The organism is Pseudomonas mediterranea CFBP 5447 (assembly GCF_000774145.1).
Classification (GTDB): domain Bacteria; phylum Pseudomonadota; class Gammaproteobacteria; order Pseudomonadales; family Pseudomonadaceae; genus Aquipseudomonas; species Aquipseudomonas mediterranea.
In genome coordinates, this window is sequence record NZ_KN322966.1 from 1 (window position 1) to 26,223 (window position 26,223).

Annotated in this window: 26 protein-coding genes and 2 pseudogenes; 8 read left to right on the forward strand and 20 right to left on the reverse strand. The window is 59.7% G+C overall.

Annotated features, from left to right (window positions below; genetic code table 11):
- Positions 1-194 precede the first annotated feature (194 nt).
- The 6 genes from N005_RS01765 to puuE all read right to left on the reverse strand — a co-directional run bounded on the left by N005_RS01765 (position 195) and on the right by puuE (position 5,713).
- On the reverse strand, positions 195-980 hold the full coding sequence (locus N005_RS01765; protein WP_047698871.1) for an outer membrane protein OmpK: 786 nt from the start codon (positions 978-980) through the stop codon (positions 195-197).
- A 257-nt stretch (positions 981-1,237) separates the two neighbouring features.
- Positions 1,238-2,539 (reverse strand): urate hydroxylase PuuD, encoded by a 1,302-nt coding sequence (locus N005_RS01770; protein ID WP_047698872.1) that lies wholly within the window; start codon positions 2,537-2,539, stop codon positions 1,238-1,240.
- A gap of 52 nt (positions 2,540-2,591) precedes the next feature.
- A complete protein-coding gene (locus tag N005_RS01775) occupies positions 2,592-3,095 on the reverse strand; it encodes an ureidoglycolate lyase (protein ID WP_047698874.1) in 504 nt (167 codons plus the stop codon).
- Positions 3,096-3,215: 120 nt separating this feature from the next.
- Positions 3,216-4,211, reverse strand: coding sequence for an allantoicase (gene alc, locus N005_RS01780; RefSeq protein WP_047698876.1), 996 nt, complete (start codon positions 4,209-4,211; stop codon positions 3,216-3,218).
- Between the two features lie 63 nt (positions 4,212-4,274).
- Positions 4,275-4,790 carry a 2-oxo-4-hydroxy-4-carboxy-5-ureidoimidazoline decarboxylase gene (gene uraD, locus N005_RS01785; RefSeq protein ID WP_047698878.1) on the reverse strand — a complete coding sequence of 172 codons (516 nt, stop codon included), beginning with the start codon at positions 4,788-4,790 and terminating at the stop codon, positions 4,275-4,277.
- Positions 4,787-5,713 (reverse strand): allantoinase PuuE, encoded by a 927-nt coding sequence (gene puuE, locus N005_RS01790; RefSeq protein WP_047698880.1) that lies wholly within the window; start codon positions 5,711-5,713, stop codon positions 4,787-4,789. The genes uraD and puuE overlap by 4 nt, the downstream gene beginning before the upstream one ends.
- A gap of 411 nt (positions 5,714-6,124) precedes the next feature.
- Here puuE and uraH point away from each other — a divergent pair, with 411 nt between their 5' ends.
- On the forward strand, positions 6,125-6,478 hold the full coding sequence (uraH, locus tag N005_RS01795) for a hydroxyisourate hydrolase (protein ID WP_047698882.1): 354 nt from the start codon (positions 6,125-6,127) through the stop codon (positions 6,476-6,478).
- Between the two features lie 93 nt (positions 6,479-6,571).
- On the opposite strand, the gene N005_RS01800 is transcribed toward uraH, so the two are convergent.
- A complete protein-coding gene (locus tag N005_RS01800) occupies positions 6,572-7,921 on the reverse strand; it encodes a hypothetical protein (RefSeq protein ID WP_144402607.1) in 1,350 nt (449 codons plus the stop codon).
- 58 nt (positions 7,922-7,979) lie between these two features.
- Here N005_RS01800 and N005_RS29525 point away from each other — a divergent pair, with 58 nt between their 5' ends.
- Positions 7,980-8,183, forward strand: coding sequence for a hypothetical protein (locus N005_RS29525; protein WP_144402608.1), 204 nt, complete (start codon positions 7,980-7,982; stop codon positions 8,181-8,183).
- A 121-nt stretch (positions 8,184-8,304) separates the two neighbouring features.
- Here N005_RS29525 and N005_RS01805 read toward each other — a convergent pair whose 3' ends face one another.
- From N005_RS01805 to N005_RS01820, 4 genes are all read right to left on the reverse strand, one after another.
- The gene (locus N005_RS01805) at positions 8,305-12,030 is read right to left on the reverse strand and encodes a calcium-binding protein (RefSeq protein WP_193753954.1); all 3,726 of its coding nucleotides are present in this window, start codon (positions 12,028-12,030) and stop codon (positions 8,305-8,307) included.
- Positions 12,031-12,126: 96 nt separating this feature from the next.
- Positions 12,127-12,756 carry a LysE family translocator gene (locus N005_RS01810; RefSeq protein ID WP_047698886.1) on the reverse strand — a complete coding sequence of 210 codons (630 nt, stop codon included), beginning with the start codon at positions 12,754-12,756 and terminating at the stop codon, positions 12,127-12,129.
- 62 nt (positions 12,757-12,818) lie between these two features.
- Positions 12,819-14,168 carry an NCS2 family permease gene (locus N005_RS01815; RefSeq protein ID WP_041021556.1) on the reverse strand — a complete coding sequence of 450 codons (1,350 nt, stop codon included), beginning with the start codon at positions 14,166-14,168 and terminating at the stop codon, positions 12,819-12,821.
- Between the two features lie 319 nt (positions 14,169-14,487).
- The gene (locus tag N005_RS01820; RefSeq protein WP_047698888.1) at positions 14,488-14,928 is read right to left on the reverse strand and encodes a MarR family winged helix-turn-helix transcriptional regulator; all 441 of its coding nucleotides are present in this window, start codon (positions 14,926-14,928) and stop codon (positions 14,488-14,490) included.
- Between the two features lie 82 nt (positions 14,929-15,010).
- Between N005_RS01820 and N005_RS01825 the strand changes: the two genes are divergently transcribed.
- Positions 15,011-16,177 (forward strand): aminotransferase-like domain-containing protein, encoded by a 1,167-nt coding sequence (locus tag N005_RS01825; RefSeq protein WP_047698890.1) that lies wholly within the window; start codon positions 15,011-15,013, stop codon positions 16,175-16,177.
- 135 nt (positions 16,178-16,312) lie between these two features.
- Here N005_RS01825 and N005_RS01830 read toward each other — a convergent pair whose 3' ends face one another.
- The 4 genes and pseudogenes from N005_RS01830 to N005_RS29620 all read right to left on the reverse strand — a co-directional run.
- Entirely contained in the window at positions 16,313-16,684 is a 372-nt protein-coding gene (locus tag N005_RS01830; protein WP_047698892.1) for a glutathione S-transferase N-terminal domain-containing protein, read from the reverse strand.
- Between the two features lie 103 nt (positions 16,685-16,787).
- A complete protein-coding gene (gene folE / locus N005_RS01835; RefSeq protein WP_010456659.1) occupies positions 16,788-17,333 on the reverse strand; it encodes a GTP cyclohydrolase I FolE in 546 nt (181 codons plus the stop codon).
- Positions 17,330-17,566: pseudogene (locus N005_RS29615) on the reverse strand (hypothetical protein); the annotation flags it as partial. The pseudogene N005_RS29615 and the gene folE, both read right to left, overlap by 4 nt.
- Positions 17,567-18,248: 682 nt before the next feature.
- Positions 18,249-18,451 (reverse strand): annotated as a pseudogene (locus N005_RS29620) (hypothetical protein); the annotation flags it as partial.
- Positions 18,452-18,695: 244 nt separating this feature from the next.
- Between N005_RS29620 and N005_RS27940 the strand changes: the two are divergent.
- The 3 genes from N005_RS27940 to N005_RS01855 are packed head-to-tail and all read left to right on the forward strand — an operon-like array spanning position 18,696 to position 20,022.
- Positions 18,696-19,127, forward strand: coding sequence for an SRPBCC family protein (locus tag N005_RS27940; RefSeq protein WP_081993206.1), 432 nt, complete (start codon positions 18,696-18,698; stop codon positions 19,125-19,127).
- Positions 19,124-19,558 carry an EVE domain-containing protein gene (locus N005_RS01850; RefSeq protein WP_047698898.1) on the forward strand — a complete coding sequence of 145 codons (435 nt, stop codon included), beginning with the start codon at positions 19,124-19,126 and terminating at the stop codon, positions 19,556-19,558. The genes N005_RS27940 and N005_RS01850 overlap by 4 nt, the downstream gene beginning before the upstream one ends.
- Entirely contained in the window at positions 19,558-20,022 is a 465-nt protein-coding gene (locus N005_RS01855) for a MarR family winged helix-turn-helix transcriptional regulator (RefSeq protein ID WP_052126348.1), read from the forward strand. Before N005_RS01850 ends, N005_RS01855 begins: the two co-directional genes overlap by 1 nt.
- Positions 20,023-20,077: 55 nt before the next feature.
- Here N005_RS01855 and N005_RS01860 read toward each other — a convergent pair whose 3' ends face one another.
- From N005_RS01860 to N005_RS01870, 3 genes are all read right to left on the reverse strand, one after another.
- Positions 20,078-20,635: a Smr/MutS family protein gene (locus tag N005_RS01860; RefSeq protein ID WP_047698899.1), complete on the reverse strand. Its 558-nt coding sequence runs from the start codon at positions 20,633-20,635 to the stop codon at positions 20,078-20,080.
- Positions 20,636-20,709: 74 nt separating this feature from the next.
- Positions 20,710-21,030: a hypothetical protein gene (locus N005_RS01865; RefSeq protein WP_047698901.1), complete on the reverse strand. Its 321-nt coding sequence runs from the start codon at positions 21,028-21,030 to the stop codon at positions 20,710-20,712.
- Between the two features lie 121 nt (positions 21,031-21,151).
- A complete protein-coding gene (locus N005_RS01870; RefSeq protein ID WP_047698903.1) occupies positions 21,152-21,742 on the reverse strand; it encodes a cysteine hydrolase family protein in 591 nt (196 codons plus the stop codon).
- 253 nt (positions 21,743-21,995) lie between these two features.
- On the opposite strand from N005_RS01870, the gene prmB reads away from it, so the two are divergent.
- Positions 21,996-22,904, forward strand: a complete 909-nt coding sequence (gene prmB / locus N005_RS01880) for a 50S ribosomal protein L3 N(5)-glutamine methyltransferase (protein ID WP_047698905.1) — start codon at positions 21,996-21,998, stop codon at positions 22,902-22,904.
- A 210-nt stretch (positions 22,905-23,114) separates the two neighbouring features.
- Here prmB and N005_RS01885 read toward each other — a convergent pair whose 3' ends face one another.
- A complete protein-coding gene (locus N005_RS01885; RefSeq protein ID WP_047698906.1) occupies positions 23,115-23,903 on the reverse strand; it encodes an N-acetyltransferase in 789 nt (262 codons plus the stop codon).
- Positions 23,904-24,002: 99 nt separating this feature from the next.
- Positions 24,003-24,968 carry an alpha/beta hydrolase gene (locus N005_RS01890; protein ID WP_047699268.1) on the reverse strand — a complete coding sequence of 322 codons (966 nt, stop codon included), beginning with the start codon at positions 24,966-24,968 and terminating at the stop codon, positions 24,003-24,005.
- Between the two features lie 142 nt (positions 24,969-25,110).
- On the opposite strand from N005_RS01890, the gene aroC reads away from it, so the two are divergent.
- Entirely contained in the window at positions 25,111-26,202 is a 1,092-nt protein-coding gene (aroC, locus tag N005_RS01895) for a chorismate synthase (protein WP_047698908.1), read from the forward strand.
- Positions 26,203-26,223 lie beyond the last annotated feature (21 nt).

Here is a 26,223-nt window from a genome sequence, read left to right on the forward strand (position 1 = left end):
CGCGAGCAGGCTCGCTCCCACAAGGGATCTATATGGTGAATGCGAAATCTCAACCCACCCATAACCCCTGTGGGAGCCGAGCTTGCTCGCGATGACGGCGGCACATCCAGCACTTGCCTGGCCTGATCCACCGCTATCGCGAGCAAGCTCGGCTCCCACAAGTATTTCTGAGTATCCAGAATCAAGGCGGGTAATCAGAAGTGATACTTCAGCAAAAAGCTCGTATTGCTCTGGTTGGTCTTGAACCCGTCGCTGTCTTCGATCCCGTACTTGTTCTTCCAGTAGTCATACTCCACACCGACGTACAACTGCTTGGCACCCAGGTTCAGCGCCTTGCCCAGGTCATATTTGATCTGCGGGTTGATGTGCAGGTTGGCGTGAGAGGTGCCTTTTGAATTGCTGTCGTTGTCCACCACCCAGTCGATGAAACCGTCGATCAGGATGTCGGATGAGCCCACGGGAATCGTGTATGCCCAGACCGGGGTGATCTGCCAGACGTTGTCGCCAGCGCGTGGGCCTTCGGTCTGGCGGTTGTAGAAGTTCAGCTGGAAGTAATCGAAGCCAGGGATGGCCAGGTCGAAGCCCGGGCCGATCAGGTAGGACTCGTTGTCGCCTTCACCGAACTCATAGGTCATGGCCAGCAGCACGTCCTTGATCGGCCCCGCTTCCAGCTTCTGGTCGAAAATCTTGCCGAACGACAAACGCGGGCTGAACTCGCCATAGTAGGTGTTCGGCCCCGACTGGCCGTCCTCCTTGCCGTTGTAGAAAATCCGGTCGAGGAAAAAGAAGTTGTCGCCGTATTTCCAGGCATCGGCGTGTTCGAAGGTCACCGTCTGCTGGATGCGCGGGTTGACCTGGAAATCCTTGCCGTACAGGTAGGTCAGGCTGTTGTTCTGCCATTGGAACAGATCGTCGGCCATGGCCTGGCCGCCGGCCAGCAAGGATCCTGCGAGTATCAGGCTGGTGCACGTACGTTTCATTCGGTTTGCTCCCAAGGTAAGTGGTACCGCTTTTTGTCAGCGCTCTGGTGTGGCGCCTTTTTTCTCCAATAAAACATCCGTTCGGTCAGGTTTTTGCTTGTGGCAAATCCTGGTGGCCGAGCCCAGGGAAAGATTCCCGAAGGGCTCGTTCAACTGTCTGGAACAATGTTTGTCGAGATGCAGGGAGTGGCTGACAGGCGACCGGGTCGCCTGTCAGGTAGTGCGTGTAGCGGGTTCAGTCAGACTGGGTAGGGGGCTCAGTTGGTCTGCGCGCCCTGGGTGATCCATGCGCCGATCAGGTCACGTTCCTGTTGGGTCATCTGGGTGATGTTGCCCAGGGGCATGATCTGCGTAGTCACGGCCTGGGCCTGGATACGCGCGGCCTGCTGTTGGATCTGCTGTGGCGTATCGAACATCACCCCGGCCGGTGCCGCGCTGAACAGTGGACTGGTGGGCTTGGCCGAATGGCAGACCGAGCAGCGTTCCTGAATCACGCTGTGCACCTTTTCGAACGAAGGGCCCTGGGCGTTGGCGGCCTGGGCGGGCGCTGCGGCGGGTTGTGCAGGCGCGGTTTGCGGCTTGGCGCCACCGCCCACAGCGGTTTCCGGCAACGGTTGGTATTCGATGGCGGCCGGCGCCTTGGCCACGTCGGGGGCGCTGGATACGGGCTTGGGTCCGGTGACATACGCCAGGCAGATCATCGCCAGGGCACCGACCGGCAGTGTCCAGGCAAACCGGTTACTGTCGTGACGGGTGTTGAAGTAATGACGCACCAACACCGCCGCCACCGCGATCCCGGCGAGGATCAACCAGTTGTACTGGCTGCCGTAGGTGCTCGGGAAGTGGTTGCTGATCATGATGAACAGCACGGGCAGGGTGAAGTAGTTGTTGTGCCGCGAGCGCAGCAAGCCCTTGGCCGGCAACGCCGGATCGGGCGTGCGGTTCTCGGCGATGGCGGCGACCAGCGCACGCTGTGCCGGCATGATGATGCGGAACACGTTGCCGACCATGATCGTGCCGATGACCGCCCCGACATGCAGGTACGCACCGCGACCGCTGAATACCTTGCTGAACCCGTAGGCCGCGGCGATCAGCAGCACGAACAGGATCGCACCGAGCAGGGCAGGGCGCTTGCCCAGGGCCGAGTCGCAAAGGAAGGAATAGACGAACCAGCCGACGAACAACGAACCGATGCCCAGGGCGACGCCTTCGGGCCCGCTCAAACTGCTGCCGGGGGCCAGCAGGTAGATCGTCGGATTCCAGTAGAACACCACGCACAGCAACGCGATACCCGACATCCAGGTGAAATAGGCTTCCCACTTGAACCAGTGCAGGTTGTCCGGCATGGACGGCGGTGCGAGTTTGTATTTTTCCAGGTGGTAGATGCCGCCACCGTGGATGGCCCACAGGTCACCGGCCAGGCCGCTCCTGGGGTTGACGCGATTGAGGTTGTTTTCCAGCCAGACGAAATAGAACGACGCGCCGATCCAGGCCACGCCAGTGATCATATGAACCCAGCGGATGCTCAGGTTCAGCCATTCCAGCAAATGTGCTTCCACAGTCGTTACCTCTCGCCCGTCACGCTTGTTCTCGCGTGATCGGACGCTTCTCTTATTGGTGGGGATCGAGGATCAAACACTCATCCTCTTCGAAGAAATGCTCATCGCAGTTATTGCCTGTGCCACTGCGATCAACCACCAGGAAGTCATCCCGCTTTTCGATCGTCAGCACCGGGTGGTGCCAGACGCCGCGATGGTAATTGATGCCCTGCCTGCCGTTGGTGACGAAGGCGCGGACCAAGCCTGATACAGGTGCATCGCCAAGTGGCGCGACCACGATCAGAAAGGGGTTGCCGAGCAGCGGAATGAACGCCTGGCTGCCCAGCGGATGGCGCTCCAGCATGCGCACGGTCAACGGCATCTCCAGCGCGTCGGCGCGGAAGATGCTGATGATCGCCTTGTCGTCCGGCGTGGCGGTTTCAACCGTCGCCAGGCGATGGAAGCGCATGGTCGAACCGTTGTTGATCATGAAGTGATCGCTGCCGTCGGTTTCGATCACGTCACCGAAGGGGGCGAAGGCTTCTTTGGTCAAGGGTTCGATCTTGAGTGTGCGCATGCTGGTCTTCTTATCCAAAAATTCTGTGTTGTCTGTTCTATTGCTATCGCGAGCAGGCTCGCTCCCACATTTGACCGCGTACCCCTGTGGGAGCGAGCCTGCTCGCGATTGGGGTCGACTCTATTTAGCGACCTTGCCAAGCACGCGCAGGCGACTCACACCCCCATCCGGGAACACATTGAGGCGGATGTGGGTAATCGGGCCCAGGGCCTTGATCTGTTCTGCGAAGGTGTGTTCGGCGTGCATCTCCAGTTTCTGGCTCGGCAGCAGCTCGCGCCAGAACAGCGACTGGGTTTCGATCTGGCTGTCGGTGCCGCCCTTGACGAAGGCACCCTGGATCGAGCAGCTGTCGGGGTAGTTGCCCTTGAAGTGCAGGGTGTCGACGATGACTTTCTCGACCTCGCCGGCATGGCCCAGGGCGACGATGACCCAGTCGTTGCCTGGCGTGCGGCGGCGGGCGGTTTCCCAGCCGTCGCCCATGTTGACGCCACGGCCCGGGTTGAGGATGTTGCTCATGCGCCCGAAGTGCTCGTCGGAGCAGGCCAGGGCGCGCCCACCGTTGAGGGCGGCGGCCAGGTCGATCTGTTCGTTGTCGCCGACCGCCGACCAGTCGCGATACGGAATGCCGTAGACCCGCAACCGGGCCACGCCGCCATCGGGGTAGATGTTGAAACGCAGGTGGCTGAAGGCCTGGTCGTTGCTGATTTCGTGGTAGTGGTGGCTGTTGCCTTGCAGCTCGACGGCGGACAGCACTTCGATCCACTGGGTGTTGTCGTCCGGCTCGCCTTCGGCCAGGAAGCAGGCTTCCAGGGACGCCGACGGTGGATAGTTGCCGGTGAAGAATGAAGTGTCGATGTCCACGCCCTTGATCGAACCCGGTACGCCCAGGCGGATCACCGCGCTGTCGTAGCCTTCGAAGCGCTTGCGACGCGATTCCCAGCCGTCCATCCACTTGCCGTTGTCATCGAACACGCCTTCCTTCCACACGGCCGGCGTGGGCTGGAACAGGCGGTTGGCGTCGGCGAACCAGTCATCGGTAACGGAGATGATCTTCGTGCCGAGACGGGCGTCGGCCAGGTTGACGAACTTCTCGAAAGGTACGGCGTAAGCTTTCATTCTTCTTGTCTGCCTTTAATAAGTTGGCTGGGGATGCTTGCTGGCCTGGATTCAGGCCGCTCGCTAAAGGGTCAGTAGTCGGAACAACGCGATCTTGTTGATCTCCGCCAGCGCGCACCTGAACTCGGTGTCCACCGGGTTATGGATGCGGGTTTCGAACGCCGCGAGGATCTGGTGTCGGTTGCTGCCTTTTACCGCCATGATGAAGGGAAACTCGAACTTGGCCTTGTAGGCGTCGTTCAGCTCGGTGAAGCGCTGGAACTCTTCGGCCGTGCATTGGTGAATACCGGCGCCGGCCTGTTCGTTCGTGCTGGCTTCGGTCAGTTGGCCCTGGACGGCGGCTTTGCCGGCCAGGTCCGGGTGAGCGTTGATCAGGGCCAGTTGGCTGGCATGGTCAGCGCTCAACAGGATGTCGCTCATGCGCTGGTGCAGGGTTTCGATCTCGTCGATCGACGGGTCCTGGCCCAGGTCGAAGGCTTTCTCGGCGACCCATGGCGAGTGTTCGTAGATGTCGGCGAAGGCGTCGACGAACGCATCGCGGCTCAAGGTCGACGGCTTGAGGGTCTGGAACGCAGTCATTTCAAGGCTCCAGGATGCGGATGGGTCTGCTGCCAGTGGCGGGCGATGTCGACGCGACGGCTGAACCAGACCTGCTCATGGCCCTTGGCGTACTCGAGGAAACGCTTTAGGGAGGCGAGGCGGGCAGGACGGCCGATCAGGCGACAGTGCAAGCCGATGGAGAGCATCTTCGGGGCCTCGGCGCCTTCGGCATACAGCACATCGAAAGCATCCTTGAGGTACTGGAAGAAGTCGTCGCCGTTGTTGAACCCCTGCACCTGGGTGAAGCGCATGTCGTTGGTATCGAGGGTGTACGGGATCACCAGGTGCGGCTTGCCGTTGGGGGTGTTCGGTTCCCAGTAGGGCAGGTCGTCGTCGTAGGTGTCGCTGTCATAGAGAAAACCGCCTTCCTCCATCACCAGACGCCGGGTGTTGGGGCCGGTGCGGCCGGTGTACCAACCCAGCGGGCGTTCGCCGGTGATGTCGGTGAGGATGCGGATCGCTTCGAGCATGTGCTCGCGTTCCTGGGCTTCATCCATGTATTGGTAGTCGATCCAGCGATAACCGTGGCTGCAGATTTCATGACCGGCGGCGACCATGGCGCGGATCACGTCCGGATGACGCTGGGCGGCCATGGCCACGGCGAAGATGGTCAGCGGGATATCGAATTCCTTGAACAGCTTGAGAATCCGCCAGACACCGGCGCGGCTGCCATACTCGTACAGCGACTCCATACTCATGTTGCGCTCGCCCTGCAGCGGTTGCGCCGCGACCATTTCCGAGAGGAACGCTTCGGACTCCTTGTCGCCATGCAGGATGTTGCGCTCGCCGCCTTCCTCGTAGTTGAGTACGAAGGACAGGGCGATGCGGGCATTGCCCGGCCAGTTGGGATGGGGAGGGTTACTGCCGTAACCGATCAGGTCGCGTGGGTAGTCAGCGCTCACTGCAGTCTTCCTTCTTGTTCGTACCATGTAGGTGGCGCCTGGGCGATGAGGCACAAGCTGGCGTCACGACGATGGGTTGATTGTATACAACTTTATGCGCGATTTGTAAGCCCGTTTTTCTGCATTTTTCATCGCCTCCCTGGTTGGCCCTACACTGCAAGAAATCTGCCGGTTTGGTCAATTAATCATTGGGTAAGCCATGTACCCTTTGGGTTGGCTCGAATCTGGCCTGAGGGACCGATGGACGAAGGGTAGAGCAGATATGTGTTTTTTATTGTGTACAATTTCTATTTAAAATGTCTTAATTCGCACATCGCCGCAGCGTTTCATGCTCTGGAACGGTGCGACTTGTCTTTCAACTGATCAGGAGGCGTCGGGCCGGACTGTCCTGCAGCGAGGCGCGCACAATCAATGGGACGTTTGACTACTCACGTTTTGGATGCTGCACACGGCTGCCCGGGCAGCTCGATCAAGATCGAGCTGTACCGTGTGGAAGGCCCGCAACTGCACCTCGTCGCCAGCGCGATGACCAACAGCGATGGCCGTTGCGATACGCCGCTGCTGCAAGGGGAGGACTACCGTTCGGGGGTCTATCAACTGCAGTTCCATGCCGGCGATTACTACCGCGCCCGGGGCGTGCAATTGCCCGATCCGGCCTTCCTTGACGTGGTGGTGCTGCGCTTCGGCATTTCGGCCGAGCAGGAGCACTACCACGTGCCCCTGCTGATTTCGCCCTACGCTTATTCAACCTATCGCGGCAGCTGACCCCAGGCAGCCGCCTGCTCCTGGAAGCGCCTGCGCATAGAGCTTCCTCGGTTTTTCGCCCGCTCACACTGCGGGCTTTTTTTTGCCTGTTGTTTACAGCCGGGCATTGTCATCCCGGATGATGAAGACGGTGTCGGCGTGGCCTGGAAGGATCTGGGAACCGCCCTTGAGCCAGATGATCTTGTTGGCGGCGTGAGCATCCTTGACGGCCTGCGCGGCGGCGTCGCCGACCTGGGTTTCCAGGTTCATGCCGGTGGTGTTGGGGTTGGTGTGGGTGGGCAGGGACAGCTTCGGGATCCGGGTGCGATGCAGACTCATGAAAAACAGATAGTCGTGCCCTGTTCGTCGAAACACCAATGCCGGAAAACTGTTGAAGTTATTGGGCTCCATGACCGTATAGCCATTACGGCTCAGGAGGCCGGCCATGAAGCGTTTGAAGTCCACTGTCGAGTAGGTCGAGAGGAAGAAATCCCACTGCCGTCGGAACCGCATCGGGTCGAAATCCATCCGGTCCAAGGTGCCTGTCGTGGAGGGGAAGGGCAGCTCGATTGCACGGGAGGTGCTCGTCACCCCCGAGGACGTGGGAAGAATCGACAGCATCAACAATGGATCGCTCCACTGTGGGTGCGGTGAAGGCGTGGCCTGTCTCCAGCTATGAAATATCTGCCTGAGCGCGGTCAACCCTGCGGCATCGGCGTAGGTCGAGCTGTTGGCCAGCTCGAATTGCTTTCTGGCGATGTTTTCCAGGGTGACGGTCGTGACCTCCGGGAAAGCGTCCCGGACGTAGGCTGTCAGTGGTTTTTCGAAGGGCAGCCTGGCGTCGATCTCCCAGTGATTATCCGGAGGGACACGGATGACAGCCCTGGGCTGTTCGTCGGGCGTATGCCTGAGGATGGCCTCCAGCACGTCGAAATCATAGGCGGGATGACTGGGAGGCTGAATGTAGAGCATCGGAAAATCCCGCGCCTCCATGCGGTTCATTACCTTGTAGTGAACGTCGTTCACGGTGATGAAGTGCGGCAGTGTCAGCGTGGGTTGGAACGCCCAGTCCCGCCTGAATACCGCCGGGCCTTGCACAGCGGCTTCGCTTTGCGCAGGCGACATCGTGCGCTGGCGCTTGGGTGCGCTGGCTTCAGAAGGCTCATCGAGGCTGTAGGGGGTAATGGTCTGGGGGGAGTCACTGCTGCCTGGCTCGACAGGTTGGGGAACCCGCCGCCATAGGAGACTCCCTTCCACTTGTTCCAGGCGTGGTCCGGAGGCGATGAGCTCGGTGCTTGATCGGGCCCGGTAGTTCTGTTCGGCATCGCGCCCCAGCAACACCGTTGCACCGTCTTCAAGCTCGACGTAGGTGCGTGTCCTGAACGTCCGTATGCCAGAGGTCGCGTCTGGCGCCGATAACAGGGGGATCAGTTCGGCTGAAAGATGATAATCGTCCAGCGACACCGGGGCGCCGTCACCATGGGGGGACGCCTGTTGTGTGATTTCGGATACCTGGAGGGTTGTGGGCTGGGATTCCGCGGCTTCGGTGTGTCTTCCCGGCGAGACGGATGCCTGGCCCGCTCCTTCCATCCTCATGGGCCTTGCGGGCGAACTTTCCGGCGTTGTATCGCGGCTGGTGGGGGATGTATCGGAGGACGAAGTTGAAACATTGGAACGGGTGTTTTTTCTGGGACTCATCGGAATTTCGGCTCTTGAATATAAATAATGAACATGACTTGAAACGAATAGTTGATCGTCGCCTTGACGATATTCATGGGAAATGAGCGCGCAGGTGCACTACATATATATTGCGTTTGAACTAAATATCTGGAAAAACCTGCCTGAGACTATGCAGGATCGGAAAGAGCCTCGCCCGGCGAGAGCATCCAAGTCATATAAGGCAGTTGCCTGGAAAATGTCGGACCCAAGCTGATTGCCTGTGCAAGCAACAACGACTTGCTCAACGTCAAGCCCTCCAGCAGTTTTGCGCATTGTTCCCACAATGAACGCAGCGCCCCATCGTCCAAGGGCGGATGCTGGCTGAGACCTTCTCGAGCTATATCCCTGTAGATCTTGAGGTGGTGGTCGCACAAGTTTTTTTTCCGAAGGTCCTGCGCGGTAATGACACGAGACTTGTCGGTATCCAGGGTCCACTTACGTGTCTTGAGGTGATAGCTCAGGGTCCCGGGGGAGCCATCCTTGAGGGCAACATTGAAGACCTTCAATGATGCGGACGACAATCCGGACAGTTCCGAGGGCAACGCTACGTCGGGGTCGACCGTGGGTGCAAAATAGCGACCATCCAGCCCTTCCACATAAACCCTCTCGAACAGACTGTCGACCGCATGCACGACACCTTGTGCAGTGATCACGCGTATCTGGTCCACAAGGTCGTCAACTTCGTAAGCGGGCAGATGAATCACCGTCCCGCCGATTTGCAGCAGGTTGGAAGCCAGTTTTATCTCGACCTGGCCGAGCTGCGTCGCGTCGAATTCCCACCGGGAGGCCTGGGGTAATCGTGGGTTGGCGCTGGCCAGTGCGCCTGGAGTGGAGAGGCGTAGCGTCATGTTCGGGCCGAGGTGGACAAGGTAGGCGGAGCCTTGGCCAATCAGGACTTCGACACCCGTTTGTACAGCCGATGAAGTGAGCAGGGCGCAGGTTGCCCGGTTGCCCATGTAGTGGGGTGTTTTATCCAGGGGTTGAAGATAGGCGTATTTCTTTTTCGTCGGCGTGAGTGGCAGTGAAAGTTGCGTTTTCCATTGTACCGGGTCCTTGTCTATGAACTTCTTGTCCAGCAACAGGCCGTAGTCGGGAGAGGGCACGGCGAGACGGTAGGAGGCGCCGTCATTGGTGATCAGGATCACCGTATGATTCAATCCGAGGGCGGAAAATGCACGTCGTCCCGTGGCGGTTCTTCGCGCGGTATAACGCTCATCGGAACTGGCGAGGTTATTCACGACGACCCGGCGATTGCCAAAGTACAGCGTCAGGCCACACGCTCCATACTTCACCGTGTCCGATTCGTCCTCCTGAATGACATGGGCAGTGTAGTGGGCTTCGATTCGTGTCAATTCGGAGTGGACGTAGTCCAGGTGAAGTGTGGTGGAGTATTCACTTTTCTGTTTGATGTTGAGGGTGGCGAGTTCGATCAGGCGGGAAACGTAATAGCTCGTATCTTTGTCATGGGCGATCGATTGCTCGCTTTTATCATTGAGGATGGCTGGGTTTCGCGGCGTGCCTTGTTGCACCATGACGGCTTCGATGGCGAGCCGGTTACCGTGTTCGATGCGGTCGGGCAGGTCGGGCACCCAATGGAAACCATCTTTCGTGATGAACGTCAGTTTGTCGTTTTGTAAGGATCGAGGATACGCAGTGTCGCCATAGACGTTATTGACGGTGACTTTGCGCACGTCCCAATCGTTCGAGTCGAAGCATGAAACCAACACCAGGTTGCCTGCTTCAATTGCCCAGCTTTCAATCAGGTCCGCTCGCCAGTCCAGTGCGATGACACTGTGACCCACGCCATCTTCGGTGATCGATACATGTCCAGGTTTATGGGCGATGGCATAGACATCCTCGCCTGGGCCACCGGCAGCCTCGCGATTGTTACCCCCGAGGATAGAGATCTGGTCATCACCCGCGCCGGCCTCGATGGAATCGTTGCCGCGGGACTTGATGATGTTCGGGCCGTCCGTTCCCTTGATGACGCTGGTCCCACCCTCAAGGATTTCGACATGTTCAATGCTTTCAAGGAGCGTCGGGCGATAGGCGCCGTTTGCCGTTGCGTGAGGGGCTTGAGTGATCACGCTGACCCGCCCGGTGGCCAGATCGACCTGATAACCCAGTCTTGGCTCCTGACTGTCGCTGGCGCCGCCCGCCAGGATCAGCGTGTCGTTGCCTGCGCCACCCATCAGGCGGCTCGGCCGGGGCGCCTGGTTCCCGGCGACGATCTCGGGCGCCGCCTCGAAAATGAACACATCATCCTTCGCGCCGCCGGTCAGTGCCTTGACGCCTCCCCCGTAATGAAAGACGTTCGGCTTGTTTTCAACACCTAGCACGGTGTCGTTACCGCCGCCGATAGACCACTGGATACCTTTGTGGTCCGCGGCCGTTCCAATGACCGCGCCGGGTGTCTCAGCCGTTACGCCGCTGCGTGCATCGATCCAGTCATCGCTGTCCTTGATCCTGGGGCGCATGGCGGTTGCCTGATAACTTTCCCCGGTCCACCAACTCCGGGTGTTGTAGGTCACCCGTTGCAGTTCTACGGTGAACTTGCCGTTTACGATCGCTTCAGTGCTGTTTTTCAACGGCCCCCTGAGCAGGTTCAAGGCGTTGGCCTGGAGTCGCTTCGTCTGTTCGGCGGTGGCCTTGGCGAGGGTGTAGCGGTCCTGGATATCGTCATCGGGACTGATTGTCCAGAAGGCGAACCAGCCCGTGCGAAGGCGCTCGTGGACGGTGAGTTGTATGTAGTCGTCGATTTCATCGACTTGACGGATCGCCCCCCAGATCTGTGAGCCGACCACCAGGATAAGCCCGGCGGCCAGGCCCGCGGGACCCGCTGATGTGAACCCGGCCAGCGCCGCGACGCCGAGGGTCACGGCCATGGCGGCACTGGTCACGCTCAAGGCCGCGCTGACATAGTGGTCGGTGGCCTCGCGGCCGGTGGCGCCGACGGCGGCCTTGAACGAGTCGATCGCGGCGATGATATCGAAAGGCAGTGTGAGCACGCTGGCAATCAGGCCGCTTCCCCGGGCCAACCTGATGGCGAAGGTCGTTTTGGCGAAATCCCCCAGGGAACGCTGGCTGGCCTTGATCATTTGGGTGGCTTGGCGGGTCACCAGCGCTTCGACACCGATGGAGCTCACCTCGGCGGCCACGCTGGCCCCGTTGAACAGGGTCTGGTAGGCGTCCTTGTCCCGGATGGCGTCTTGCAGGCCCCGCAGCCCGCTGTAGATGCCGAAGGCCTGAAGCCCCAGGCCCGTGGGAATAAGGGCCTGGCTCTTGGCCTGGTTGATCCAGCCGGATGAGCGCTGCACCAGCGCTTGGCTGTCGAGGTTCCGGGCGGCGTTCAAAAGCCGTTCAAGCGTGTTCCGATAACGGCTCGGTTCAGCCTGGGTCCCAGGCACTTCCCGCAACAGTGATCGTGCGGAGCGTGACCGTTGGCTTGCCAGCTCGAACAGCAATGTCGGCAGCCGATAGTCGTTTGCGTCGCGGGTGAGTTTCAGGCGGGTTTCGACATCACTGGCGTTGAGTTGCAGTGAGCTCAGGAAAAAGCGATTGGGGATGCGGAAAAAAGTATTGTCACCGTTCAGGGGCTGTCCATCGGTCGTTGCACCGAGTGCATTCAGGGCAGAACGGGTGACGGCCACGGAACCGATGTGGAGCGGGCCGTAGAGTTTATCCACCACTTCAAGTTGCGCTTGGCGCTGTCTGAGTTCTGAACCGAGCTGCGATTGATCGACAACTTTGAAATCGAGCGTTTCGGTTGTGCGCGCATTGGCATGCAAGCCGATGTCTGTAATGACGATGCCACGCTCGGCAAAAACGGAGGGTGGTTGAATAACCTTGGCCATTGTGAACGTCCTTGTTCAACGATGATTGAATGGTCCTCTATGTAAGATGTTTTCCTGGGCGGTGTATATCGATGGGTTGTTGCCTCGTTTTGCCACTCAGTGGGCGGACAATAACGACGCCGCGCCCGCGCCGCCAAACAAGCCCGCACTGATGCGATTGAACCAGCTCTGGCCTTTACCCGTACGCAGGTACCGCGCCGCGCCATGGGCGCCGAGGCCGTAGGCCAGCTTGCAGAGCAGGTCGAGGACGGTCCAGGTAGCGATCATGATCAGCAGTTGGGGCAGGAAGGGTTGCCCGGCGCTCAGGAACTGCGGCAGGAACGCGGCGAAGAACAGGATGTCTTTCGGGTTACTGGCGCCCAACACGAATGCTCGGCCAAACAGCGCGCGAAAGCGTGGGACGGCGGCGGCCTGGGGCACTTCGGCGCCTTGGGAGGGCTGTCGCGATTGCTGCCAGCTCTGCCAGGCCAGGAAGAACAGGTACAGCGCACCGACGATCTTCAGGGCACTGAACAGTTTTTCCGAAGCCAGCAGCAATGCTCCGAGTCCCAGTGCCGAGGCGCTCAACAAGCAGATCGAGGCGATCACCCCACCCAGGAATGCCGGATACGAGCGACGCAGGCCGTAGTTCAGGCTGTTGCCGATCATCAACAGCGACAGGGGGCCGGGGATGAGAATCACCACCAGCGCGGCGCCACTGAACAACAGCCAGGTTTCCAGATTCATTGCTTTGCTCCTGATGTACAAAAGCCTCACCGAGTGGGTGAGGCGGGTGGATACGGTGTCGCTTACAAGAAGATGAACTTGGCGATGAAGATCGCGCAGAGCACCCACAGGCTGACAGAAATTTCCTTGCGTTTACCGGTGCCGGCCTTGAGCACCACGTAGGTGATGAAACCCAGTGCGATCCCGTCGGCGACCGAAAAGGTCAGGGGCATCATGATGGCCGTGACGATGGCCGGAATGCTGTCGGTCGGCTCGTCCCATTCGATATGGGCCATGCCGCCCATCATCAGCATGGCGACGTAGATCAAGGCACCGGCGGTGGCGTAGGCGGGGATCATCCCGGCCAGCGGCGCGAAGAACATGGCGGCAATAAATAGCACGCCGACGGTCACCGCGGTAAGCCCCGTGCGGCCTCCCGCCGCGACACCGGCAGCACTTTCCACGTAGCTGGTCACCGGCGGCACGCCGACCATGGCGCCGAATACACTGGAGGCGCTGTCGGCTTTCAGGGCACGGGAGAGGTTCTCGATCCGGCCATCGGCCTTCACCAGGCCAGCACGCTGGGCCACGCCCATCAAGGTGCCGGCGGTGTCGAACATATGCACGAACAGGAAGGCCAGCACCACGCTGATCATGCTGACGTTGAACACTCCGGCCACGTCCATCGCCATCCAGGTCGGCGCCAGGCTCGGTGGCGTCGACATCACACCGTTGTATTGCACCAGGCCCAGGCCCCAGCCGGCCAGGGTCACGGCGATGATGCTGATCAGGATCGCGCCGAACACCCGGTGATAACTGAGCACGGCAATCATCAGGAAGCACACGGCGGCGAGCAGCGGGCCGGGTTCACGCAACGAGCCGAGCTTGATCAGGGTGGCGGGGCTGTCGACGATGATCCCGGCGGTCTTCAGGCCGATCAGTCCGAGGAACAACCCGACCCCCGCGCCCATGGCGAACCGCAGGCTCACCGGAATGCTGTTGAGCAGCCACTCACGGACCCGTGACAAGGTCAGGATCATGAACAGCACGCCGGAAATGAACACCGCGCCCAACGCGGTCTCCCAGTTGTAGCCCATGGTGCCGACCACGGTGTAGGTGAAGAAGGCATTCAGGCCCATGCCCGGTGCCAGGCCGACCGGCCAGTTGGCGTACAGGCCCATCAACAGACAACCCAGGGCGGCGGCGATGCAAGTGGCGACGAACGCCGCGCCGTGGTCGATGCCGGCATCGGCCATGATGTTGGGGTTGACGAAAATGATGTAGGCCATGGTGATGAAGGTCGTCAGGCCGGCGATCAGCTCGGTCTTCACCGTGGTGCCATGCACGCTGAGTTTGAAAATGCGCTCCAGCCAACCACGGCTTGATGGCGGCGAGAGGTCCAGCGTCCGGGCTTCGGGTTTGCGGCTTTCCACAGCGAGTACTCCTCAACAGTTTTATTGTTATTTCCGGCGTCGCAGGCCATCCGGAGGAGGCTTGCGCGCCTTGAGGCAGGTAAGGCTGGCGAAGTAGTTGACCTGATGGTCAGGAACTCGCACGAAGCGAATTATGCTTTTGTATACAAATAAAGCAAATAATGTTTTCTGGTTTGTGGACGAAATGTCCGGCGATAGGGATATATCGCCAGGGAGGACGCCATCGCGAGCAGGCTCGCTCCCACAGGGTTAAGTGCACGCGAGATCCAATGTGGGAGCGAGCCTGCTCGCGATGGCGCCAGTCCAAGCAACGCCACCCTCAGCCCGCAGACCCCTTACCCAGCGCCATATTCACCGCCAACCACCCATTCACCGCCGCCTCCCCGGCCTCGGCAAACACCCGTTCCAGCAACTTCACCTGCTCGCGCCGCAACGCCTGTTCGAACCGCGCGCCTTCCTCGGTCAACTCCAGCAGCCGCTTACGTTTGTCGGTCTCGGAGGCGACGCTGTTGACCAGATGCATTTCCATCAACTGCCGCAACGGCATGTTCAGGGCCTGCTTGGTGACGCCCAGCAGGGCCAGCAATTCTTTCACGCTGAGGGACGGATACCGGGCAACGAAGAAAACGATGCGCTGATGCACCCGGCTCAACCCACGACGCTCGAGCATTTCATCGGCCTTGGCAGTGAACGCCTGGTAGCCGAAGAAAAACGCTTCCATGGCCATTTGCTGGGAAGTCGGGTTTTTAAGGTCAAGCATATTGACGTATCCAGAAAGGTCGGAGTAATTTCGGTCAATCAGTTTGACTCATTTCCCCAATGCCTCGCTACAGGTGGTCCCCATGGCTTTTTCCGAACGTGTCTCGCGCCTCAAAAGTTCTTTGATTCGAGAAATCCTCGCGGCGGCCCAACGCCCTGAGGTGATGTCGTTCGCCGGCGGTCTGCCCGCCGAAGCCATGCTGCCGAAAGTGAAGTGGGACGCCATGCCGTTGGCCATGGGTCAATACGGCATGAGCGAAGGCGAGCCGGCCCTGCGCGAAGCCCTGGCGGCGCAGGCGCGGGCACTGGGCCTGGCCTGTGAGGCGAGTCAGGTGCTGGTGGTCAGCGGCTCGCAGCAGACCCTCGACCTGGCGGCGAAGCTGCACATCGACGTCGGCACCGAGATCATGCTGGAAGCGCCGACCTACCTGGCGGCGCTGCAGATTTTCCAGCTGTTCGGCGCCGACTGCATTACTGTGCCCTTGCAAGCCGATGGGCCGGACCTGAAGCAATTGCGAGCACGCCTGGAACAACACCGGCCGGCATTCATCTACCTGATCCCCACGTTCCAGAACCCTTCGGCAGTGCGCTACAGCGAGGCCAAGCGCGACGCGGTGGCGGCCTTGCTGGATGAATTCGGCGTGACCCTGATCGAAGACGAACCCTACCGCGAACTGACTTTCGACGGCGGCAGCGCCACACCGATTGTCAGCCGCTTGAAGAAGGCCAGTTGGATCTACACCGGCACCGTGTCGAAGACCCTGTTGCCGGGGCTGCGGGTGGGTTACCTGATTGCCAGTCCGGACCTGTTCCCGCACCTGCTGCGGCTCAAGCAATCGGCGGACCTGCACACCAATCGCATCGGCCAATGGCAGGCGCTGCAATGGATCGGCACCGAGCAGTACCGCAGCCACCTTGGCGAATTGAGGGACTTCTACCGGGATCGTCGCGACCGGTTCCAGGCCGCGCTGCAGACGCATTTTTCCGACATCGCGGACTGGAACATGCCCGAGGGAGGGCTGTTTTTCTGGCTGACCCTCAAGCAACCGCTGGACACCCGCACACTGCTCGCTGCCGCGCTGGCGGTGGATGTGGCGTTCATGCCGGGAGAGCCGTTCTTCCCCGAGCCGGACCGGCACCCGGGGCATCTGCGTTTGAACTTCAGCCATATCGATCCGTCGCGACTGGATGAAGGGCTGAGGCGGTTGGCGGGGGTGGTGCGGGCGGCGTTGGCTGCCGAAGCGGCGTAAGGCGGTGGGTCTTGTGGTGAGCGGGCCGGCGCTATCGCGAGCAGGCTCGCTCCCACAGAGGTTTTGTGAACACTGAAGATCCCATGTGGGAGCGAGCCTGCTCGCGATGGGGCCTTCACATCCCCCCAAGAACCATCAGACCGCCGAAAACCGCTTGTCCAGGTAATCAATGATCACCTTGGACTCATACATCCAGGTGGTTTCCCCGTTCTCTTCAATACGCAGGCAAGGCACCTTGATCCTGCCGCCTTGCTCCAGCAGCGCCTGGCGATCCTGTTCGTTGTTCTTCGCATCGCGCAGGGCCACCGGTACGTTGAGGCGGCGCAGGGTGCGGCGGGTTTTCACGCAGAACGGGCACGCGTGGAATTGATACAGCGTCAGGCTGCGGGCGGCCTGGTTGACCTGCGCCTGGGCATCGGCCGGGCGCTGTTTCTTGCCAGGACGGGTGATGAAGTCGATGAAGATGATCAGTTGGCCCAGGCCAACTCGAAGCGCTTTGACGATCACGGTATAAGCCTCGCGGCAGGGAAGAAGAGGGCGCGCAGCTTACCTGATTTTTCACGGGCGAAAAAAAACCGGCGATCAATGCCGGTTTTTTTCGAACGACAGGTTACTTGATGAGGCTGAGGAACTCGCTGCGGGTCGCGGCGTTCTCACGGAACTCACCGAGCATCACCGAGGTGATCATCGAGGAGTTCTGCTTTTCCACACCGCGCATCATCATGCACATGTGCTTGGCCTCGATCACCACTGCCACGCCCAGGGCACCGGTGACCTGCTGGACCGCGTCGGCGATCTGGCGGCTGAGGTTTTCCTGGATCTGCAGGCGACGCGCATACATGTCGACGATCCGCGCCACTTTCGACAGCCCCAGCACCTTGCCGCTCGGGATGTAGGCCACATGGGCCTTGCCGATGAACGGCAGCAGGTGATGCTCGCACAACGAGTACAACTCGATGTCCTTGACCAGCACCATTTCGCTGTTGTCGGAGCTGAACAAGGCACCGTTGGTGACTTCTTCGAGGGTCTGTTCATAGCCACGGCAGAGGTACTGCATGGCCTTGGCAGCGCGCTTGGGCGTGTCGAGCAGACCCTCGCGGGAAACGTCCTCGCCCAGTTGGCCGAGAATCGCGGTGTAATTCTGTTCCAGTGTCACAGAGGCTGATTCCATAAGGGTTTCAGGAGGGTACTTGTTCTGTCTGTACCAATTTTGTACCAATCAAGCTGTTTTCGAGCTGCCCGAGTTCGCCCCCAGTCGGCGCTGGGGTTGATCCATCGGGCATAGGTCGAGAGCAACATCTGAACGCTGAGACCCAGCTGAGTGGCAATAAACGCAGGGTTCATACCCGCCATGAGCCACATGGTAGCGTATGTGTGCCTGCAGTTGTATTGCTGAACGGAGCTATTCATCCAATCTCATCGGGTGATGACGCTTCTCTGCCTGCGCGATCATCCGGTCTGTTCGTATCGATAGAGACAGAGAGGGGGGAGGCTGATAGCCTATAGCCATCCATGCCAGTCCCTTTAGGAACGGAATCCATGTTGAAAAAAATTGCTGCGCTTACGTTGTGCACTGTTGTTTGCTTGGGTGGTTGTGCTGTTAATGTTAAAACAGAAAAAAACCTCAAGCTAGTATTACCTTAGACATAATAAATCGCTCCTCTCAGGATAAGCTTACAGCTGTCTATTTTGAAGAGAGTTATGATTGCTTTGGTATTAAATCTATTGTGGTAAATTCTTCTCAAAGAAATGTCACGGTGTTATTGGAAAAAAAGCCGTATCAGACTATTTATATAAAATACGTCGGTAGCACCTTTGATGGAGCGAATTTTCATCCCCGTAGCTGTAGCACGTCGTATACGTTCAGAGCAGATGAGTCGGATGCCTACACTGTTATATTAGAAAATGTTTATAATAATTGTGATGTTGAGGTGCGAAGGGATGTTTTAACCGCCTCGGCCTTCTTGATCCAAAAAGTCAAACTAAATTCAAGGCAACCAGCGGCTACTGTCCCAGCGGTTTCAAGCGGACCTTGGTGTGAAGCGGTTGAGGCGTTCAAAGGTTAAATTAGCTAATTATATTGCTGATTATTAAAGCTATTAATATCGTTTTCCAGTTTATTAAGCTCACTCCAGCGGTGTTGGAGTTTATCCATCGTGCATAAGTTGTAAGTAACATCTGAACACTGCGACCCAACCGAGGGGCAATAAATGTAGGGTTCATACCCGCCATGGGGCACATGGTAGCGTATGTGTGTCGGTAGTTGTATTGCCGGCCGGTGCTATTCATCCAATCTCATCGGTGATGAGACTTTACCTGGCTGCGGGCTCACCGGTCTGTTTGGATCGGGTTTTTCTGACCGAGCATCTCGTGTCGTCAATTCGCTTCGGCATCATCCCAAGGCGTAACCACCAGATTGGCCAGTGCGACGGCTTAGTGACTTCCTTTTACGTGATACACGATTGACGATAGTGGTATGCGTGCATACGATAAGTTGACTTACTAAAAGGAGGCCGACATGCCCAATTCCATGCACGCCACTGCTTCATATACTCACGAAACCCGTGCATCCGCAGCTGCAATCTGGGCGCTTTTCGAAGCTGTTCCCCGTTGGAAAGATTGGAACGCAGGTGTCCATTCATGCACGCTCCACGGTTCTTTCATTGAGGGTACATGGATGACAATGGTGCTGCCTGACCAAGAGGTCATCCAGTCTCAGTTGGTAGAAGTCAATAAACCGAACGGATTCACTGATGAGACTGTACTGGGTAGCACCACTGTTCGCGTCAGGCATGAAATCACTCCGCTCCCGAATGGCAATCACTCTATCGTTTATTCGATTGATGTCGTGGGAGAGGGCGCAGGGGAGATCTGCACGCAAGTGTCTTGTGATTTCTCTGAAGTCCTGCGGGCACTGGCAGCCCGCGCAGAAAGTGAGACGGGCGTATGAACCGGGCGTGGCTGGGTGTTGTATCTCGGTCGCACGTCTGGCGAGGCATGGAGGGCGGCTTTGCACAGGTCTGTCATGGCAAAAAGGAGCCACTGCGCAAGATGAGCAAGGGTGATATTTTTGTTTATTACTCCCCGAATATAGAAGTGCAGGGCGCGCCGCTTAAAGCCTTCACCGCCATAGGGAAAATTGAGGACGATGAGGTTTTCGAATTCGACATGGGCGCAGGGTTCGTGCCGTTTCGTCGTCGGGTTCGATATGCCAAGGCAAAAGAAGTCGCTCTGGACCTCGTGCGTGGAGAGCTGGACCTCTGTGTTCCGCCAAACTGGGGCATTGTGCTAAGGCGCGGACTGATTCCATTGACCGACAAAGATACCTGCACAATTGCTTGCGCGATGGGTGTCGACCTGCTGGCACTGAGGCGTAATTGATGAAGTCGAAACCGCTGCCAACCCTCCATAGCGGACCGTCAGATAGTCCAGGTTTTTTGCTCTGGCGCATCTCCAACACCTGGCAGCGTGAGCAGCGCGCCGCATTACAGCAGCTGGGTCTTACCCATACCCAGTTTGTCATGCTTGCAGTCGCAACGTGGTTTGCCTCACAAGAGCCGCTCACCCAGGCACGCCTGTCGCAATTGACTGGCAGCGACCCGATGACCACCTCTCAAGTGGTCAGAACGCTTCTTAAAAATGGGCTGTTTGTGAGAGACGTACATCCTACTGACACGCGAGCCAAGATTATTTCAGTTTCCGAAGCCGGTCGTGATCTGGCACACAAGGCAATTGTCATCGTGGAGGAAGTTGATCGTAAATTTTTTGGATCTCTAGGCGAGCAGCAATCCAGCCTGGTCCTCCTTTTCCGACAACTGCTCGATAAGACATCATCGACACAATAGAGAGAGAAAAAGGGGGCGTTGGCAGACACGGCGCTGCAAGCTCGGCAATCGAACGCTACTCGTCGCGGCCTTCCATCATGGTGCGCTTGAGCATCACGTACACCGCCCCGGCGCCACCGTGTTTCGCCTGGCAGGAGGTGAAACCCAGCACTTGGGGGTGCTGGCGCAGCCAGGTGTTGACGTGGCTCTTGATCATCGGCCGCTTGCCGTCCAGTCGCACGGCCTTGCCGTGGGTGACGCGCACACAACGGATTTCGAACTTCGTGGCTTCGGCGAGGAAGGCCCAGAGGGTTTCCCGGGCTTTTTCGACGCTCATGCCGTGCAGGTCGAGGCTGCCTTCGAAGGGGATCTGGCCGACCTTCAGCTTGCGCATCTGGCTTTCCTGGACGCCATCGCGCGCCCACATCAACTCGTCTTCGGGACCTACGTCGATCACGAACTGATCGGACAGTCCGTCCACGGTGGTGGCATCGGCGAGCACGGTGGCGGCCTGGCGCAGCTTGGCGATCTGTGCGCGATCGGCTTTCGGTTTACCGGTGTCGGCGCGATCGTGTTTGATCGGTTTAACGCCCTGGATCGCACTTTTGAACAGGGAAAAATCGTCGTCTTGCATGTCAGCCTCCGCGAAGGCCGGCCAGTTTACCCAAGTCTGGCGGGATCGGGCGCGACAAAACGTCGGATGGCGGGTCAGTCGTGCTTTTTCATCAGGTGCGGAGCCATGGCCAGCTCCAGGGATTGGCGGGCGCGACGGCGGCAGCGGCGCCAGAGCCAGACACCCAGCCACAGGATCAGGAGGCCCACGGCCAGGATGATCGCCGAACCGAGCGGGGTGGCATTCAGGTCGCCCATCGCGGGCGGACGGCCCAACAGGCTGGCGGCACCGGCCATGGCCAACAGGACGCCGAGTGTTGCCAGCAGCGCCGCGATGGCCGCGCCAAAACGAAACCGCCAGTTGCTCGGGCCTTTGGGCCGCAAGCGACGTGCGTCAAAACCATCGGATAACTTCATTCCGACCTTCCTCAGTGGGTATCGGCCCTTCGACCGGAAGATGTTCGGGTTGTTCCTGAAGCTAGGCTAATGAGAGTCTTTTGCGGATGAGCGGCGGAGGCTGCCGCTCATCGAGGGGCAATCAGATCAGGTCGTGGGTCAGGGCCAGGGTGGCGAAGTTGTCCGCCATGATCGCCATTTCGGTCTGATGCACGTGGTCGGCGCTCAGGACGCCGCCCTTGTGCGGCAGGTCGCGGGTGGCGCAGGCGTCTTCCACCAGGGTGCAGCGAAAGCCCAGGTTCTTGGCGGCGCGCACGGTGGTGCTGACGCTGGAATGGCTCATGAAGCCGCAGACGATCAGGTCCAGAGGGCCAAACTCCTCCAGGCGCTTTTTCAATTCGGTGCCGTGGAAGGCGCTGGGCAGCAGCTTGCCGATGATGGTTTCGTCACCCTGGGGTTCGAGGCCTGGAATGAATTCGCCGCGCTCACCCTGCGGATCGAACAGGCCGCCATGGGTGCCCAGGTGACGCACATGCACGATCGGCCGGCCGGCGGCACGGGCCGCGCCGAGCAATTGCCTGATGTTCGCAACCGCTGCATCCATGCCGCTCAGGGCCAGGGGGCCGGCGAGGTATTCTTTCTGGGCATCGATGATGATCAGGGTCGCTTGACTCAGGTTGGCCGCCGCGTAACCACGGCCGCTGAGTTGAAACATCGTTTTTGGAACGGACATTCTGGGGCTCCTTCGGGTGGGGCTTTTGCGACATTGTCCTCTGGCTGAGCGGTTCTGTGAATCGCTTCCATCGCAAGCGCCGTCGTTGCTGGCCTACAGCCTTGTCAAGATGGCCATCTTGTTCAATGGGGAGTACAAAAAACGGAAGGTTCCTACGAATGCTCTGGCGTTTTCAGTCGTCCTTGAGGCGCGTTTGGGTGGCGGCGCGTTTGGCTGTTAGACTCGCCAGTCGTTTTTTCTGGAGTTTGCCGCCGTGATCACTTCCCGTCTTCGTACCCTGCGCGACCATATCCGTTGGGCCGTCAGCCGTTTCCATGGGGAGGATCTGTTTTTCGGCCATGGCACCGACAATGCGTGGGATGAAGCCCGCCAACTGGTGTTGGGCGCGCTGCACCTGCCGTGGGAAATTGCCGACAGCTACCTGGATTGCAGCCTGGAAGACGACGAATTGGTCCATGTGCAGCGCCTGTTGCAGCGACGTATCGCGGAGCGAATCCCCGCGGCCTACCTGTTGGGCGAAGCCTGGTTCTGTGGGATGTCATTCATTGTCGACGAACGCGTGCTCATTCCGCGCTCGCCCATCGGTGAACTGATCGAAAAGCGTTTCGAACCCTGGTTGGCCCAGGCCCCTGCGCGGATTCTCGACCTGTGCACCGGTTCCGGCTGCATCGGTATCGCTTGTGCCTATGAGTTTCCGGAGGCCGAAGTGGTGCTGGCCGACCTGTCGTTCGAGGCGCTGGAAGTGGCCAACCAGAACATCGAGCGCCATGGCGTCGATGAGCGTGTCTTCACCGTTCAGGGCGATGGCTTCGACGGTCTGCCGGGGCAGCGTTTTGACCTGATCGTGTCGAACCCGCCCTACGTCGATGCGGAAGATTTCGCCGACATGCCCCAGGAATACCAGCATGAGCCGGAGCTGGGCCTGGCCTGTGGCGATGACGGCTTGAACCTGGTGCGCCGGATGCTGGCCGAGGCGGCCGATCATCTGACCGAGAAGGGGCTGTTGATTGTCGAAGTGGGCAACAGCCAGGTGCATGTCGAGGCGTTGTACCCCGAAGTCGATTTCGCCTGGCTGGATTTCGAACGCGGCGGGCATGGCGTGTTCATGCTCAGCGCGGAGCAGTGCCGCCAGCATCAGGGGTTGTTTGCTTCGCGGATTTAATGCGGTTTAAGCAGGCTTTTGTGGCGGGGGGTAAATAGACACCGCTCCCCTAAATAGGCCGTTGGGTTGCGAAGCAGCCCTGAAACCAGGCAACTCGGTGTCTCAGACAGATTGAGTTGAGACTGCATGGGGCTGCTTCGCAACCCAGCGGGGATAAATCCCCTCGCCACAGGTGTATTCCAAGTCATTGCCCCGGAAAAGACCCGGTACTCAGTGCCGCGTCGCAATCCAGATCAGCAAACCCGCCTGGAACATGGCGAACGCCACCAGGCAGGTGATGGTGAAGCGCAGGCCGGTGTCTTCGCGCTTGAACTTGTTGACCTTCTCCTCCTGCTGCTTGAGCTTGACCTCCTGCTCCGCGAGGTTCTGCTCGGCTTGTTGCAGCATTTGCGCGGCTTCGAGGATTTCCACGAACTGCAGCTTTTCGGTGTTCCAGTCACCTTTCAGGTCACCGACCTGGGCATCCTTGACGCTGCCCTTGAGGTGCTGGGCGTCGGCATAGACCACTTCGAAGCCATGGGCTTGCAGGAAACGGTCGCGGCGCAGTCGGGTGTCTTCGTTCAGCGCGTCCTTGTTGTTCAGGTCGGTGCCGTCGACCCGATAACTTGACCAACGCTTCTTGGCCCAGGTAATGGCCTGGGCCGCGAGGAAGCGGCCGATGCCGCGGTTCATCGGCTCCATCTGCAGACTGTCCGGGGAAAAGTGCAGGCGCTTTTCGACGTGATCGGCCCAGACATCCAAGTGGTTCTGTTCCTTGCGCACGCGCTGGCCCGGCAACTGGATGCTCATGCGCAACAAGCTGCGTTCCTTGCTGTGGCGCTCGGCGTAGCTGAATTCGACAAACCGCAGCGGCCGCGCGCCCGTGGCGCGGTCCGTCTTGAGCGGGGCCAGCCGGAGCATCTTGTGGTGCTCGGCTTGCACGTCCGCCCATGGCAGCTCCGCCGCCGGTGTGGCGGGCGTTTCGGCGGTGGTGTCGGGTGAAGTTTCAGTCTCAGTCATAACGGCGAAATCCTGTCCTGGCCGGCTCGTCGGCAGCCAATGCGCTGTCCGACACCGGTCTATCGGCCGTTTTTTCCAGGACTGGAGGGCTAAAAGCGTTTAACGGGTGGCTATCGAGTCAATAAAGGCCAGGATATGAGTACCGAGCGCCGCCGCCAGGGGCAGGTCGGGGCTTTTATAAGAGGCCAGTTGCTGTTTTTCGTCGTTGGGCACGATACGCATCACGTGGTTCATGCCCCCGATCAGCGCCAGTTCGGCGTCGGGTTTGGCCGCCTTCAATTGCCGGGCGTCATCGACGCTGACCTGGATGTCATGGCTGCCCTGGACGATCAAGGCCGGCACTTTCAGCGCCGCGAATGCCCGGGCCGGGTCCTGGCGGAACAGCGAGATCAGGTACGGCTGCACGCTGGGGCGAAAAATGAACTGCAATTGCGCCGGCACGTTGGCATCGACGCGACCGGCCTTGAGGCTGTCCAGCAGTTCATTGCTGCGCAGCATCAGCGGCGGTGGCAGGCGGCTGCCCAGTTGCTGGCGCAGCACCTGGTCGATGGGGCGGGCACTGCCGGCCACCGAGATGACCGCTGCCGCGTTGGTCTGGGGCGCGGCGAGGCTGGCGATCAATGCGCCTTCGCTGTGGCCCAGCAGGATCAATGGGCCCAGCCGTGGGTCGGCGGCCAGCTTGCGGCTCCAGGCCACGACGTCGGCCACATAGGCCTCGACGCTCAGGTCGCGTTCGTCCGGTGTCGCGGCCAGGCTGGCGGCCACGCCGCGCTTGTCATAGCGCACGCTGGCAATGTTGTGCTTGGCCAGGACCCAGGCCAGGCGCTTGAGACTGTCGTTGCGCCCGCCCTCGGGGTTATTGCCGTTGCGGTCCGTAGGACCGGACCCGGAAATGATCAGGACAACCGGCACCGGCGTGTCGGACTGGGGCAGCAACAATGAACCGAAGAGTTCCCCGTGGCCGGTGTCGAGGCTGATCGGTCTTAACAGGACCGTCGCCTGGGCCAGGCTGGAAAACAGACCGATGAACAGGGTAAGGCTCAGGACACGCAGGTTTAGCATCATCACGCCACTGGTTGCGAAGGTGCCGGTTGGACTGGCGGCCACCGATAAGGTTCGAGGATGAACTACGCAGTTAGCCTGCGTATACTGGCGCCCATCAAGAATCCCAGATTGAGTTTCTCAGCGATTTCACGGAGCACCCTGCATGTCCGGCAATACCTACGGCAAGCTGTTCACTGTCACCACCGCGGGCGAAAGCCATGGCCCGGCGTTGGTCGCCATTGTCGACGGCTGCCCGCCGGGCCTGGAGATTGCCCTGGAGGATCTGCAGCGTGACCTGGATCGGCGCAAGCCCGGTACCAGCCGCCACACCACCCAGCGCCAGGAAGCCGACGAAGTCGAGATCCTGTCCGGCGTGTTCGAAGGACGCACCACCGGTTGCGCCATCGGCCTGCTGATCCGCAACACCGACCAGAAGTCCAAGGACTACTCGGCCATCAAGGACCTGTTCCGCCCGGCCCACGCCGACTACACCTACCACCACAAGTACGGTGAGCGCGACTACCGTGGCGGCGGCCGCAGTTCGGCCCGGGAAACCGCGATGCGCGTGGCGGCCGGGGCAATTGCCAAGAAATACCTGGCCAGCCAGGGCATCGTGATCCGTGGCTACATGAGCCAGTTGGGCCCTATCGAAATTCCGTTCAAGACCTGGGATTCGGTGGAGCAGAACGCCTTTTTCTGCCCCGACCCGGACAAAGTGCCAGAGCTTGAGGCCTACATGGACCAGTTGCGCCGGGACCAGGATTCGGTTGGCGCGAAGATCACCGTGGTGGCCGAAGGGGTGATGCCCGGCCTTGGCGAGCCGATCTTCGACCGCCTCGACGCCGAACTCGCTCACGCGCTGATGAGCATCAACGCGGTGAAAGGCGTGGAGATCGGTGCCGGTTTCGCCTGCGTCGCCCAGCGTGGCACCGAGCACCGCGACGAACTGACCCCGCAGGGTTTCCTCAGCAACAACGCCGGCGGCATTCTCGGCGGCATTTCCTCGGGCCAGCCGATCGTCGCGCACCTGGCGTTGAAGCCGACGTCCAGCATCACCACGCCGGGCCGCTCCATCGACATCCACGGCAATCCGGTGGAAGTGATCACCAAGGGCCGTCACGATCCGTGCGTCGGCATCCGTGCCACACCGATCGCCGAGGCGATGATGGCGATCGTGTTGATGGATCACCTGTTGCGTCATCGCGGCCAGAACGCCGATGTCCGGGTCGGCACCCCGGTACTGGGTCAGCTTTGATGGCTGACCTGCCGACCGCCG